General features: G+C 38.1%; 12 protein-coding genes. 10 read left to right on the top strand and 2 right to left on the bottom strand.

Annotated elements, in window-relative coordinates:
- Positions 1 to 101: 101 nt before the first annotated feature.
- The 8 genes from V3595_RS08325 to V3595_RS08290 all read left to right on the top strand — a co-directional run bounded on the left by V3595_RS08325 (position 102) and on the right by V3595_RS08290 (position 8,547).
- On the top strand, positions 102 to 809 hold the full coding sequence (locus V3595_RS08325) for a cytochrome c biogenesis protein CcdA (RefSeq protein WP_485891539.1): 708 nt from the start codon (positions 102 to 104) through the stop codon (positions 807 to 809).
- A gap of 396 nt (positions 810 to 1,205) precedes the next feature.
- On the top strand, positions 1,206 to 1,682 hold the full coding sequence (locus V3595_RS08320) for a CcdC family protein (RefSeq protein ID WP_137018031.1): 477 nt from the start codon (positions 1,206 to 1,208) through the stop codon (positions 1,680 to 1,682).
- Positions 1,683 to 1,840: 158 nt separating this feature from the next.
- Positions 1,841 to 2,896 carry a YeeE/YedE thiosulfate transporter family protein gene (locus tag V3595_RS08315; protein ID WP_485906510.1) on the top strand — a complete coding sequence of 352 codons (1,056 nt, stop codon included), beginning with the start codon at positions 1,841 to 1,843 and terminating at the stop codon, positions 2,894 to 2,896.
- 40 nt (positions 2,897 to 2,936) lie between these two features.
- A complete protein-coding gene (locus tag V3595_RS08310) occupies positions 2,937 to 3,164 on the top strand; it encodes a sulfurtransferase TusA family protein (protein ID WP_048685981.1) in 228 nt (75 codons plus the stop codon).
- 127 nt (positions 3,165 to 3,291) lie between these two features.
- On the top strand, positions 3,292 to 3,594 hold the full coding sequence (locus V3595_RS08305; RefSeq protein WP_485906508.1) for a DUF3219 family protein: 303 nt from the start codon (positions 3,292 to 3,294) through the stop codon (positions 3,592 to 3,594).
- Positions 3,595 to 3,677: 83 nt separating this feature from the next.
- On the top strand, positions 3,678 to 4,106 hold the full coding sequence (locus V3595_RS08300) for a DUF2621 domain-containing protein (protein ID WP_137018029.1): 429 nt from the start codon (positions 3,678 to 3,680) through the stop codon (positions 4,104 to 4,106).
- A 167-nt stretch (positions 4,107 to 4,273) separates the two neighbouring features.
- Complete coding sequence (locus V3595_RS08295; RefSeq protein WP_485906506.1) at positions 4,274 to 5,419, top strand: exonuclease SbcCD subunit D; 1,146 nt, start codon at positions 4,274 to 4,276, stop codon at positions 5,417 to 5,419.
- Positions 5,416 to 8,547: an SbcC/MukB-like Walker B domain-containing protein gene (locus V3595_RS08290; protein WP_485906504.1), complete on the top strand. Its 3,132-nt coding sequence runs from the start codon at positions 5,416 to 5,418 to the stop codon at positions 8,545 to 8,547. The genes V3595_RS08295 and V3595_RS08290 overlap by 4 nt, the downstream gene beginning before the upstream one ends.
- A gap of 64 nt (positions 8,548 to 8,611) precedes the next feature.
- On the opposite strand, the gene V3595_RS08285 is transcribed toward V3595_RS08290, so the two are convergent.
- Together V3595_RS08285 and V3595_RS08280 are read right to left on the bottom strand one after the other, a co-directional pair.
- The gene (locus V3595_RS08285; protein ID WP_485906502.1) at positions 8,612 to 9,016 is read right to left on the bottom strand and encodes an Hsp20/alpha crystallin family protein; all 405 of its coding nucleotides are present in this window, start codon (positions 9,014 to 9,016) and stop codon (positions 8,612 to 8,614) included.
- Positions 9,017 to 9,882: 866 nt separating this feature from the next.
- Positions 9,883 to 11,247 carry a citrate:proton symporter gene (locus V3595_RS08280; protein WP_485906500.1) on the bottom strand — a complete coding sequence of 455 codons (1,365 nt, stop codon included), beginning with the start codon at positions 11,245 to 11,247 and terminating at the stop codon, positions 9,883 to 9,885.
- Between the two features lie 1,019 nt (positions 11,248 to 12,266).
- Here V3595_RS08280 and ttdA point away from each other — a divergent pair.
- Positions 12,267 to 13,178 carry a L(+)-tartrate dehydratase subunit alpha gene (ttdA, locus tag V3595_RS08275; RefSeq protein ID WP_485906498.1) on the top strand — a complete coding sequence of 304 codons (912 nt, stop codon included), beginning with the start codon at positions 12,267 to 12,269 and terminating at the stop codon, positions 13,176 to 13,178.
- Positions 13,175 to 13,786 carry a L(+)-tartrate dehydratase subunit beta gene (gene ttdB, locus V3595_RS08270; protein ID WP_101221665.1) on the top strand — a complete coding sequence of 204 codons (612 nt, stop codon included), beginning with the start codon at positions 13,175 to 13,177 and terminating at the stop codon, positions 13,784 to 13,786. Before ttdA ends, ttdB begins: the two co-directional genes overlap by 4 nt.
- Positions 13,787 to 13,791: the final 5 nt, after the last annotated feature.

The following is a 13,791-nucleotide window of genomic DNA, read 5'->3' as shown; positions in this document are numbered from 1 at the left end:
TAGCAATTGGCTGTCATGAAATATTCACAGTTCCATAAATGTATTTTTTTATCTTATTTGTTACAATGTTTATAGGTTGACATACATAGGAGTGAGCTTATTTGAATGATATTAATATGTTTTTAGCTTTTGGGGCGGGATTCCTGAGTTTTATTTCGCCATGCTGCTTACCGCTATACCCGGCCTTTTTATCTTATATCACTGGTATGAGTGTTGGTGAAATCAAATCCGAGAACGCCATGCTCCAAAGAAGAAGCATGCTGCATACCTTATTCTTCCTTCTTGGGTTTTCTCTGGTTTTTATTGCAATAGGTTTTAGCACATCATACCTAGGTTCTTTCTTCTCGGATTATAAAGAATTAATTCGTCAGATTGGCGCCATCCTGATTATCATTTTTGGTTTATTCATTGTAGGAATCTTTCAGCCGAGATCTTTGATGAAAGACAGCCGCTTTGAATTCAAGAACCGACCTAGCGGATATATAGGTTCCATTCTTATCGGACTTGCCTTTGCCGCTGGATGGACCCCTTGTGCAGGTCCGTTGTTAGGTGCTGTCATTTCACTGGGTGCAACTAATCCTAGTGCTGCCATGAGCTATATGACTGCCTATATTTTAGGATTTGCCATACCGTTTTTCATATTATCCTTCTTTGTCGGAAAATTGAAATGGATCAAAAAGTACAGCCAATACATCATGAAGATTGGCGGATATTTAATGATTGTAATGGGTGTGATTTTGTTTTTTGATTGGATGACCAAAATAATTGCAGTCCTGTCTAGACTATTCGGTGGCTTCACGGGTTTTTAGTCCATAATAAGTTATTTTTTCAATATTCTAGTTGATTGCCTCCTATTAGATCTGATGGTGTCAATTTCGTTGATTTTGGGTCTAAGGTCAGTCACTAAGTTGTCGGTATATCAAAATTAAATCCTGACTAAGAAATTAAGAAGGAATTTCAGGCTGTAATGTGTTCTGCAATGGGTCAGCAAAAATATGGTTGTCGAAGGCTATAGAAGCCGGGCACAAGATTTTATCTTCAAGCCTTTTGACGAGGGCGGGGCATTGGAAGCATCAAAAGGGGCTTATTTAATAACACCTCCTTGTTTATCTCAAATAGGTAATATATACTTTGTTTATAAATTGAAGTCATATATAATTTTTAATGGTACTTACCTATTTTTAGTTTAAAGGGATGGTTAAGAGATGATATATATATCAACAGGTATAGCGATTGTGATGGCTATAGGTGTTTTCATATTACGGATGAAGGAAACTAAAAAACCAGTGAATGAAAAGAAAATCATCTTACCGCCGCTGTTTATGAGTACGGGTGCTTTGATGTTTATTTTCCCAATGTTCCGTGTGACTCGATACGAATTGCTGGAGGCTATTGTTGCAGGGATGTTATTTTCCATCTTATTGATTAAAACATCTAAATTTGAAGTAAGAGATGAAAAAATTTATATTCTGCGCTCTAAAGCGTTCATATTCATATTGATTGGTCTCATGGTGATTCGACTGGTGGCAAAACTGATGCTTGGAAGCACGATTGAAATCGGTGTATTGAGCGGAATGTTTTTCTTACTTGCTTTCGCGATGATCGTTCCGTGGAGAATTGCCATGCTTTACCAATATAAAAAAGTTAAAGCAGCCAGTTTCGGCGGAAGCAGTATGGTGTGATAATCTAAAAAACCTGAGTCGATATTCATAATGACTCGGGTTTTTCATTTGCCTGGGAACTTTTCATGAGTAAAAAAATTAATCCAAAAACCTAGTAATTTCATCCGGATTATATTATATTAGTATTATTATTATTTTACTTAAGGAGGAAACGGTACATGTTACAAATGATTGTGTTCGGGATTATTTGTGGTTTACTGCTGGGATTTGTGCTTCAAAGAGGCCGTTTCTGTGTTGTTGGTGCATATCGTGATTTGATTTTAGCTAAAGATGGACGGATGTTTTTGGCTACATTTGTTGTTATAGCGATACAAAGTATTGGTGTTTATGCATTGAATGTTACAGGGGTCATTCAGTTTGGAAATGATGGTTTTCCATGGTTGGGAACAATCGTGGGTGGCTTTATTTTTGGTATTGGTATGGTTCTGGCAGGAGGTTGCGCCACTGGAACATGGTATCGTGCCGGAGAGGGCATGATCGGAAGTTGGGTTGCCCTTTTTGGATATATGCTAGGGGCAGCAATGACGAAATATGGTATATGGAAAGTGGCTGGAGATAATCTGTTATCTTATCGTACAAATGATACGTATATTCATGAAACGTTAAATGTTTCGCCTTGGGTGCTTGTGATTATTGTGACACTCTTGGTTGGCATATTGGTGATTCGTGAATTGAGAAAGCCGAAACTGCCAATCTTTAAAATGAAGCCGAAAAAGACGGGATTGGCCCACATCTTATTCGAGAAACGTTGGCATCCTTTTGTTACAGCGTTATTGGTGGGCCTTATTGCAATCATGGCATGGCCGCTAAGTGCAATGACAGGGCGAATGTTCGGACTGGGAATTACAGCGCCTTCCGCGAACATTTTAACTTTCCTTATTACCGGAGATGGTGCGTTAATCGATTGGGGTACGTTTTTAGTATTGGGCATTTTCCTCGGTGCTTTCATTGCTGCCAAAGGTAGCGGGGAATTCCGTTGGCGTTTGCCTGATATGAAAACGTTACGTAACAATGCAATTGGCGGTGTAACCATGGGATTCGGCGCAAGTGTTGCCGGAGGATGCACAATCGGAAATGGTCTGGTGAACTCGGCGCTATTTGCTTGGCAAGGTTGGATCGCGATTGTCTTTTTCCTGCTGGGTACATGGGTAGCAACTTATTTCACGATTATCCGTAAGCAAAAGCAGACAGCGGCTGCATCCAAAGCGGCTTAAGATACGAGCCGAAAATTTTTGATCAAGGAGTGGAATATAAATGGCAAAGGTATTGGAAACGACTGGGATGGTATGTCCATTCCCTTTAGTGGAAGCAAAAGAAGCGATAGTGGACATGGCAAAAGGAGAGGAATTGATCATTAATTTCGATTGCACACAAGCAACTGAGAGCATTCCCCGTTGGGCTGCTACCGAAGGTCATGAAATCACGGAGTTTGAGCAAATCGATGACGCTAAATGGCGAATAATCGTTAAAAAGGGAAAGTAAATTGATTGGAAGAAAACGTGCTCGGGTTTCCTGTGCACGTTTTTCTATTTTACAAGGTTGAATGATTGGCGCTGGAAGCTCCTAGTGATAACATGGCTTTAACCACTTTTTTAAGGAGATGTTGATAATGGTAGACGAGGTCATTTTAAACGATGTTCCAATTCATGTTACTGATTTTCATGCTGAAAATGTAAAGGATTCTGAAGGTAAGGAAATCAGGAAAATCAGTTTTAATTTCAAGGTTACACATAATGAATATCATGATATTACAACACTGCTTTATCAAATGGTATTTGATATAAAGATACCACAGTCAAACGAGGAGTTTAGAGCAGAGATCTTTAACTATGCAACTTCGGTCACGAATCTATATGAAGAAAATGCTGTGGGGGATTTTTCGCTTGTCTTGCTGGAAGTGAACGGTCAATAATGATTGCATTGCCAGTCTTGTAAAGATATGGGTTACTGTCTATAATAATAGTGACGATCATTCTATACATATGAGGTGGTACTTTGCTTAGCGGATGGTTTTTATGGTTTATTCTATTTTGGGTAGCCCTTTTAATAATATTGATGAGCATAGGTGGCTTTTTCATGTTTCGAAAGTTCCTGAAAAGATTTCCCAAAGAAGATGGGAAATCTGATATGGATTGGGAAGAATACTATTTGGAGCAAACAAAGCACTTATGGTCAAAGCAGCAAAAGGAATTACTAGAAGATTTAGTGAGCCCTGTGCCAGAACTTTTTCGTGATGTTGCACGTCATAAAATCGCTGGGAAAATCGGAGAGTTGGCGTTAAAGGAAAAAGCGGGCGATATTACGGAAGATTTAGTGATACGCGGCTATATCATTGCCACACCAAAACGTGACCATAAATTTTTACAAAAAAAATTAGCTGAAAGAAAGGTGAATATGGGTCCATATGAACACTTATTCAGCTAATGATGAAAAAGGCAGACTCTTTTGGAGTTTGCTTTTTTTATTCTGAATAATTCAAAAGTATGGTGCGGTGTGGTAAAAATTAGAACGTCTGTACCCAAACCATGATATTCATAAAATTTTTGATATAATAATAGTAAGTAGTAAAAATTAGGACGGAGTGAAAGGCTATGAAATTTATCCATACGGCTGATTGGCATTTAGGGAAAATCGTTCACGGGGTACATATGACAGATGACCAAAGGCATGCGCTCTTGCAATTCATAGAAATTGTCGAAGAGGAAAAACCGGATGCGGTTGTGATTGCCGGTGATCTATATGATCGTTCCGTTCCGCCGACAGAAGCGGTGGAGCTTCTTGATGAAATCCTTTATACGATTAATGTGAAAATGAATACACCGATCGTTGCGATATCGGGAAACCATGATTCTGCGGAAAGACTAGCATTCGGTTCATCATGGTATCGTCATAGTCAGTTATATATTCATGGGAAATTGACAAAAACATGTGAGCCGGTTCGCATCAAGGGCGTGAACTTTTATTGTGTTCCATATGCAGAACCCGGGACGGTTCGCCATCTTTTTGAAGATGATAGTATCCATTCCCATCAAGAAGCGATGAAGCGGATAACCGGAACGATTGCTGAGAATTTCAATAAGGATGAGCCGAATGTCTTCGTAGGACATGCTTTTGTATTAGGCGGAAAAACGAGCGATTCGGAAAGGATCTTGTCGGTAGGTGGTTCTGGCTGTGTTTCATCCGACTTATTCGATGCGTTCGATTATACGGCACTTGGGCATTTACATAGTCCAGACGCGATACGTCATCCTAAGGTGTTTTACTCTGGATCACTATTAAAATATTCTTTTTCCGAGGCCAAGCAGAATAAGTCGCTTTCCATCGTCGATATGCAAGAAGATGGAAGCTTTGATATTCGCTATCGTTCTTTGGCACCCAAGTTCGATATGAGGGAAATATCCGGATCGATGGAAGAGTTGCTTGATCCCGCTTTTTATCAATCGCAAAAAAGGGATGACTATTTAAAAATAACACTAAATGATGAGGGGGCACTCATCGATCCCATTAATCGTTTGCGCCAGATTTATCCGAACGTACTACATCTAGAACGTAAATGGGATTTGACCGACCTTAGGAGAAAAAATTCCTTCTCTTCAGTAAAAGATGAAAGGAAATCGGAATTGGACCTGTTCGAGACGTTTTATCAAGAAATGACAGATCGGGCCTTTGATTCCAAAAAGCAGGATTTGATGGTTTCGGTAATTGAAGCTGTTAAGAAAGAGGAGGCTTTGAAATGAGACCGGATATTTTAACGATGCAGGCATTCGGACCATATGCAGGAAGGGAAACCATTGATTTTAATTCCCTTGGAGAACGGACCATGTTTGTCATTTCTGGAAAGACAGGCGCAGGGAAAACAACGATATTTGATGGGATTAGTTTTGCGATATATGGTAAAGCCAGCGGTGAAGATCGTAGCGGGCAAGATTTGCGAAGTCAGTTTGCCGAAGATGATATGTTGACGGAAGTCTCATTACAATTTACCCTGCGTGGAAAAACGTATTTGGTGACCCGGTCGCCGCAGCAGGAACGCAAGAAAAAAGCAGGTGAAGGAACAACAACGGTTGGAGCAAAGGCTGAATTATATGAGATATTGGCCGAAGGGAAAAAATTGCTGGGTGCAAATGTACGAGAAGTTGAAGAAAAAATAAAAGTACTCATTGGACTTGATGCGAATCAATTCCGGCAAATCCTGATGATTCCTCAGAATGAATTCCGAAAACTGTTAACTTCCGACAGCAAGGATAAGGAACAGATTCTTCAGAAATTATTTCATACTGAACTTTATAAACGAATTGAAGAAAAATTAAAAGAAGAGGCTTCCATCCTAAGAAAGCAAAGTGAAAAAAGTGCTCAGCGGAGAATCGAATTAATGAAAGGCATCCAGCCTGGCAATCATGAAGAATTGCAGGCGCAATTACAAGGGGAAGAGCCTAATGAACAGCAGGTCTTGCCCTTGTTACAGGAAGTCATTTTGCAAGCAACAGAAAAAAATGAGTATATAAATAAACAAATACAGGAAAAGCAAAAAGCTCGTGATCAAGTAAATCAAGAACTTTCAAAAGCTGTCGATTTATTAAATCGATTTTCGGAAAAAGAAACACTGCGAAAAGAAAAGGAGGCTCTTGAAGCAAAGCTGCCAGAAATGGAACTAGTGAAAGTACAAATAAAAATGGCACACAAAGCGGCATCGCTTGAAAAGCAGGAACAATACTATTTGCGTATCGGCAAACAAGTACAAGATGCTAATGCCGAACTTCAAAAGTTAAGTGAGCAGTCCGAGAAGTTACTAGCTGAGCGCATTGAGAAGCAGGATTCCTATGATAAGGAAATGTTGAAGGAAAATGAAAGAGAGCAGGCAGTCCGAACTGTTCATCAGCTTGAGCAGGTAAAAGAGGCTGTCATGACTTTTGCAAGCTTGAAAGCACAGGTTACTTTAGACGAAAAAGAGTGGCAAACCAGTAAACGACTTCGTGAAAAAACTGTTTCGGAACATCTGTCGATTGAAGCGGAAGCAGAGAAAGTCGCTCAAGAAAAAACAGAAGCGGAAAAAGCTGCTGCCCTTTATCGTGATCAGGAAATTGAAGCAGAAAGAAATAATTCATCGTTATCGAAAATTAAAAAGCTTCAAGAAGTTCTTAATGAAATCACTAATACGAAACGGGTTCTGGATGAAAAGAATAATCGGTTCCATGAGTTACAAAGAATACAAACTCAGGAGAAGAAAAAACTGGAAACCCTGAATCGAAACTGGCGATCAGGCCAAGCGGGTATGCTTGCCTCTATGCTGCACTCTGGAGAAAATTGTCCTGTTTGCGGTTCGCAAAGTCATCCAAAACCTGCGCAAATGCATGAGCATATGCCGACAGATTTGGAACTGAAAGAGCAAGAAAACAAACTGAAATCTGCGGAACAACAAAAAAGCCAAGCGGAAAGTGAATATTATCAAGCGAAATCCAAATATGATGCACTGGCAGAGTCTTCACAAGAAAAGCTTAGTGACTTACAAAATGACATGCCGGAGTTTAGGTTTGAGGATATTGAAGAGCATTTGACACAGTTTGTACAAAAAGGAAAAGTGCTGCAAGAGCATCTTAAAGAATTGATGCGGAAAAAGTCTGTATTCAATGATCTGGAAAAAAGGTTGCTGGATTTAAAAGACAAGGCAAACCAGCTAAAGGAGAATCTGATCTCTTTAGAAAGAAAAGAGGACGAAGGGAAAACCAGGTATATTGAAAACTCTACAAAACTAACAGGATTAACCGATTCCCTGCCAGACGGAATACGGACAGAGGAAGAATATAATGCTGCTTACCAAATGGCTGTAAAAACACAGAAACGCTTACAATCAGCCTTGGAAGATGCACAAAAAAACCTTCAACTGGTGAAGGAAAGAGAATCGGCCATCATTGCAAAAACAGAATCATTAAGTGGAAATATAGAGGCTTTCAAGACAGAATTGAAAGAGGAGCGGGAAAAGTTAATTACGGAAATGACCAATCAGGGCTTTTCCAATTATAAAGAATATACGGCAGCAAAAAAATCGGAAGCTGCTCTTGGGAATTTGGAAGACCAAGTTCAACAGTATAATCAAAATTGGCAAAGTGTTTTAAGTCTGTTTCATGATTTGGAAATGAAATTAAAAGATGTGACCAAACCGGATCTTGAAGGATTGAAAAAGACTTTCGATTTCATAGATGGAGAATTGGAGTCTTTACGCCTAAATCAGAATGAGTTGCAGGCTGAAAAACGGACTAACGAAGAAATCGAAAGGAAATTGGCGCAAATCAGGGAAGATCAGAAAAGTTTGGATGAAAGGTACAGTATCGTCGGTCATCTGTCTGAGATTTCCAAAGGTCAAAACTCCTTCAAAATAACTTTTGAACGTTATGTACTGGCAGCCTTTTTAGATGATATCCTAAAAGAAGCCAATTCAAGGCTGCTGAAAATGACAAGCGGAAGATATCAGTTATTGCGAAAGCTTGATCCTACACGCAGGAATATCCAGAGCGGTCTGGAGTTATCTGTGTATGATCAATATACAGGACAAGAGAGGCATGTCAAAACCCTTTCGGGAGGGGAGAGCTTTAAGGCTTCCCTTGCACTTGCCTTGGGTCTTGCGGATGTTGTCCAGCAGAATGCTGGCGGAATTTCACTTGAAACGATGTTCATCGATGAAGGTTTCGGTACGCTCGACCCTGAATCTCTTGATCATGCAATTGAAGCATTAATGGATATACAAAGCACCGGGAGATTGGTCGGGATTATATCCCATGTCCCGGAATTGAAAGAAAGAATCGATGCCCAGCTTCAAGTCATTTCGACACAAAAAGGAAGTCGGACGTCCTTTTATTTTGCTGGATAATCAAGAAAAAAGAATGGCTAAGGGGAGGTTCCCCAGGCCATTCTTTTTATTTTTAATGAACGGACTACTCAATGTTAATATCTTCTGCTGTTTTTCCGGGGGAAAACTTATGGATGCGAATCACCAAAATCGGATTCGAGAATTCAGCGGTAATTCTGCGTGAGCAAATCGAAAAGGGGAAAGGAATTTTTCTCTGTGTGGGTAGTTTATCTTCTTTTTTTTCAAGAAGCTTATCAGTATCGTCAACGATGATCGATAGCTCATTATCACTTAGGCAAACTTTAATATCTTTCACATCATGATCTTCCAAAACCGCTTCCACCATATACTCATCGTCACTTTCGTATATATCAATTGAAAAAAGTTGATGATCCAACGCACAAGTTTCCGGATCCAGAAAAAAACTTTTTACCCATTCATCAAACTTTTCAACCTCATTCATTTGCGATCCATGTTGATTGTCTTGCATGTTGATACCCCCGGTTTTCCTTTGAGGTATTATATGTTGGTGCATGAAGAATGGTGATTGAAAAAGTGAAAATGGATGATGATAAAAAAGTTTTCCGAAAACTTGGTTGAAAAAATGAAAAAGCAACCAATGTTCAATAAAAAAGTGATGACCAATTCTAAATGAGTTGGTCATTTTTTATAAACAATCAAGTTGATCGATCATGCTCGCACCTTACTGCCATTAAAGTTAATACAATTACAAATGTCATATTAAATGTATTTATTAAATAATTCACCAAAAATAATTGCAACTCTGAAAATACCTTCGATCTGTTTCCTCTTAAGCAAACTTTGTTATAAATTCAGCAGAACCGTATCATTTCTGAAATCCCACTGATCACTTTTGGAATTTATCAAGTTGAAACTTAGTTTATTATGGATTCACTAGATATATAGTTAGGAGGTAATGATAATGGCAAAAAAATCAAGAAAACGAGATCCTTCCTGTAAATAGTAATCTAGTGAATTCCGATAAGGAATTCTTTGATTCCGCGTCGTAACTTTTAGAGATATTTTGCTTGGATAAAAAAGGATTACACAAATTGGTCTTGACTAATTTGTGTAATCCTTTTTTTCTCTTTTCAATAAACACGCCTTAAATTCAGTAGCAGCACAAGACTTTGATAGATGCACCTAAAAGTAATTCCAATCACGCAGTATATGATGTATTAGTAGCTCATACCGCGGTTGTTTTCACACGTTATATCATGTTTGCGATGGTGCTCGAGAAGAGGAGGATCCAAAAACAATTGGTCAACTCTTCTATTTGTGTTGCTATGAAATGGAAGATACTTGTTTCAATCAAGCTCTTATAAGGACTTTTTTCTATATCGGCAATGCCCCGGTTAATGTATAAACAACTAGGTATATAAGTATAATGGGCCATGCATAAATTACATACTTTATTTGAAAGTCTATAAAGTTTGTCTCCGTAGAATCAACTAACATATATAGAGCTGGAATAACTGGTGAAATTAGGCGGAATGCTTGTCCCACCATGGAAGCTACAGCTGCTTCGCTAGCAGAAATTCCATATTGGCCCATAACATCTGACATAACGCCGGCAATCCCAAAGTAGAAAGCATCTTGCGGTAAAAATGTAATTGCAGGTGCTGCAATTAATGCGTAGATTGGTGCCATATTTGAGCCTAATGATTCTGGGATCATAGCTGTAATAGATGTTGCTAAAGCAGTTGACATCCCGCTACCTGTTAAAACGCCAGAGAAAACCCCGGCAGCCAAAGTTGCCAAAGCTGGTGCTAAAGCATCTGCTGCTAAGTCATCAATTCGTTTATTAATAAGACTTGTAGACTTATAGTTTACCGTAAGGGCAATTGCTGCACCTATACCAAATAAAACACCGCCATGTGCAACATCCATCACAAGCATAACTAAAATAGCAAGCGTTAAAATCAAATTAAAAGCATATAGTTTAGGTCTCTTTAATTCAGGATCTTTTAGACGAATAGCGTTTAACATACTTTCCAATTGCTCTGGGGAAATATCTTTAGCAGTTTTAGGATCAAAGTTTAAGCGTTTTCTTTCTTTTATTCCGATAAAATAAGCCATAAAAATTGTAAATACTTCAGCAACTAGCATTCCTGGCAATAAATCTTTAAACAATTCGCTAATACTTACACCCATTGCTGTGCTTGCAGCAATTGTTGGGCCTCCCCATGGTAACTGATTAAAAATTCCAATAGGGGTAACAATAATTACTGCTAAATAAATTAGCTTAATATTCATTTGTTTATAAAGTTGAAGGAAAGCAGCAACACAAATGATAATAGTTGTAGTAGTATCACCATTCATAGTGACTACTGTCGCAGTTAAAACGGTTGCCATTGTAACTTTCAATGGGTCCCCTTTTGCTTTTTTTATAAAGAATTCACATAAAGGGTCAAACAAACCGACATTAAGCATTAAACCAAAATACAACACCGCAAATAAGATAACAATAGCAGGTGAAATTACCCCAGTAGAAACCTTTCCTGTTTCTTCATCTACACTAAATAAAATACCTTCTTTAATCCATTCAAAGAGATCCAAAAAGGAAGCGCCCGTTACAAAGGTTGCAATTGCTCCAAAAACAAATGGAATAATTGTTAATGCCCCGAAAACAGATAATTTATTTTTTGAGAGAAGTACAATGAATACAATGATCATTAATAATGCTAGGAATGTTAACATACAAACCAGCTCCCGTATAAAGTATGAACTTAAGTTATTTGTAATTTTAAATAGTTAAGTATATTACTACGCTATTAAGCCAGAAGGGCAAACTTTTAATGAGGTTCTAGGTTCTTTTTCATTTACTTGATGAAACTAACTTGTTAGCAATGGAAGCGTATACAAAAATGTTCATCCCTTATGATAATACGAAAAAACAAATCGTGTGAAGTAGGAGAATACATTGGTAGGGCAATGTTACTAAACGTTCTCTTTTTTTTTACGTACACCTCCATTTCTTTAATTTTTGAGTGACAGGACTTTTTTTCTAAAATCTAAGTTCTCCAGCTTAAGAATGATTACAAATGGAAATTTTATTTGAAAGCGCATCCAATAATATCATTCCTTGTATTTCTAAATCCGATTGTATGTTAATGTATACGTTAATGTCAACTTAATTTTTAGAATATTCAACCTTTTTAATGTACAATTTATAGAAAATATAGAAAGATACATTATGTAGAGGAGAAGTTTCGTTTTTATTCAGAAATTAATTTTAATAATATGAAATAAAACCATTGACTTTAATGTATACGTTATTTAATAATTAGCTCATAAGATATTTACATTACCCTGATTCACATGCAAGAGGTGTGAATAGTGGTAGGAGAGCTAGCAATGAAGGAAAAAACTGTTTTGCATCTATCCCTGATGAAGAAATTTGAAAGGAGATAAACAATATGGTTCATGTACTGACTCATTTAGCTCAAGCATCAGGTGTGAAATTTTCTTTTGAAAGCGATTTCTCCCTTTAAGGTTGTGGGTATATCGAAAATGGGCATATGGTGGATGCTAAAGGGTTTAGAAAAGCCTTAACACGATCCTATTATTTGTGAGTTCACTCGCGTTAGCTTAGCAATCGATATAGCTGGAGCCGGAGTGTTGATGTCAGAAAATTCTTTCATTAGAACTTTAAAGTCAGTTACCAATTTTCTTCGCTTTCTACACAAAATATTAAAGATAAAAAAAGGAGAGTTATTATGAGTGTTATTATGGAAAAGTTACAGCAAAAAGAAAAGATGACTGATTTGATGGCAAGGTTTGTCTCCCTTGTCAGCTACAAACTTCCTGATGATGTGGAAAATAAACTGAAAGAACTAAGTGAAGAGGAAGATAATAAGCTTGCAAAAATTATTTACAAAACCATGTTTGATAATCAAAAGCTGGCTTATGAGTTAAAGAGACCTTCATGTCAGGATACAGGTGTTCTCCAGTTTTTTGTTAAGTGCGGACAGAACTTCCCCCTGATTGGACAGTTAGATAGTATTCTGAGGGATAGTGTGTATAAGTCAACTCAAGAAACTCCATTGCGACACAATTCTGTAGAAACATTTGATGAGTACAATACAGGAAAGAACATCGGTGACGGTTCACCAAGCATCTTCTGGGAAATTGCAGAAGACAGTGATAAAGTGGAAATCTATACTTATATGGCAGGAGGAGGTTGTACCCTTCCTGGCGTGGCGACGGTTCTAATGCCGGGTGAAGGCTATGAAGGTGTGGTAAAGTTTGTACTCGATCGGATGACTAGTTATGGAATTAATGCCTGTCCTCCACTTCTTGTTGGTGTAGGCGTCGGTACTTCTGTAGAAACAGCAGCTATGAACTCTAAAAAGGCTCTTATGAGACCTGTTGGAAGTCATAATGAAAATGAAAATGCTGCTAAGATGGAAAAGCTTCTTGAAGATGGAATTAACGCTATTGGCCTTGGACCTCAGGGACTTAAGGGATCTAAATCTGTCATGGGTGTAAATGTTGTGAATACGGCAAGACATCCTTCTACTATTGGAGTTGCAGTTAATACAGGGTGCTGGTCCCATAGAAGAGGAAAGATCACCTTTGACAGTAATTTGAACTATGAAATTAGTACTCACGAGGGGGTAACACTATGAGTAAAAAAGTATTAACCACACCTATAAAAGATGAGGATCTTAAGGATATAAGAATTGGTGACATTATCTACCTATCAGGTACACTGGTTACTTGCAGAGATGTTGCCCACAGGAGACTTATAGAAGAGAAAATCCCTTTACCTGTAGATCTTAAGGGCAAAGCCATATTTCATGCAGGTCCCATTGTTAGAGACCTTGGAAAGGAACAGTACGAAATTGTTTCTATTGGTCCAACAACGAGTATGAGAATGGAAAAATTCGAAAAGGAATTTATCGAAGAAACAGGTGTTAAACTTATTGTTGGAAAAGGTGGAATGGGGAAGAACACTGAAGAAGGATGCAAGAATCATAAAGCACTGCATCTCGTCTATCCAGCCGGAAATGCTGTTTATGCGGCAACAAAGGTTGAACAGATCAGAGAAGTACACTGGAAAGACCTTGGAATGCCAGAATCTCTTTGGGTATGTGAAGTGAATGAGTTCGGTCCTCTTATCGTTTCCATTGATACAGAAGGAAATAACATCTTTGAAGAAAATAAGGTGGAGTTCAATAAAAAGAAGGAAGAACAATATGAGTTAATCAGTAAACAAGTAAGATTCATCAAGTAAGTTAT

This window comes from Bacillus sp. CFBP9009 (genome assembly GCF_036541465.1).
In the GTDB taxonomy this organism is placed as follows: Bacteria; Bacillota; Bacilli; order Bacillales; family DSM-1321; genus Peribacillus.
Note: the sequence above shows the minus strand (reverse complement) of the source record. Positions and strands in the feature narration are given on the sequence as shown.

What these genes read in the sequence shown, in the direction of transcription:
- V3595_RS08320 (WP_137018031.1), top strand. Translation starts at nt 1,206, where the DNA reads ATGATATATATATCAACAGGTATAGCGATTGTGATGGCTATAGGTGTT.
- V3595_RS08315 (WP_485906510.1), top strand. Translation starts at nt 1,841, where the DNA reads ATGTTACAAATGATTGTGTTCGGGATTATTTGTGGTTTACTGCTGGGA.
- V3595_RS08310 (WP_048685981.1), top strand. Translation starts at nt 2,937, where the DNA reads ATGGCAAAGGTATTGGAAACGACTGGGATGGTATGTCCATTCCCTTTA.
- V3595_RS08305 (WP_485906508.1), top strand. Translation starts at nt 3,292, where the DNA reads ATGGTAGACGAGGTCATTTTAAACGATGTTCCAATTCATGTTACTGAT.
- V3595_RS08295 (WP_485906506.1), top strand. Translation starts at nt 4,274, where the DNA reads ATGAAATTTATCCATACGGCTGATTGGCATTTAGGGAAAATCGTTCAC.
- V3595_RS08290 (WP_485906504.1), top strand. Translation starts at nt 5,416, where the DNA reads ATGAGACCGGATATTTTAACGATGCAGGCATTCGGACCATATGCAGGA.
- V3595_RS08285 (WP_485906502.1), bottom strand. Translation starts at nt 9,016, where the DNA reads ATGCAAGACAATCAACATGGATCGCAAATGAATGAGGTTGAAAAGTTT.
- V3595_RS08280 (WP_485906500.1), bottom strand. Translation starts at nt 11,247, where the DNA reads ATGTTAACATTCCTAGCATTATTAATGATCATTGTATTCATTGTACTT.
- ttdA (WP_485906498.1), top strand. Translation starts at nt 12,267, where the DNA reads ATGAGTGTTATTATGGAAAAGTTACAGCAAAAAGAAAAGATGACTGAT.
- ttdB (WP_101221665.1), top strand. Translation starts at nt 13,175, where the DNA reads ATGAGTAAAAAAGTATTAACCACACCTATAAAAGATGAGGATCTTAAG.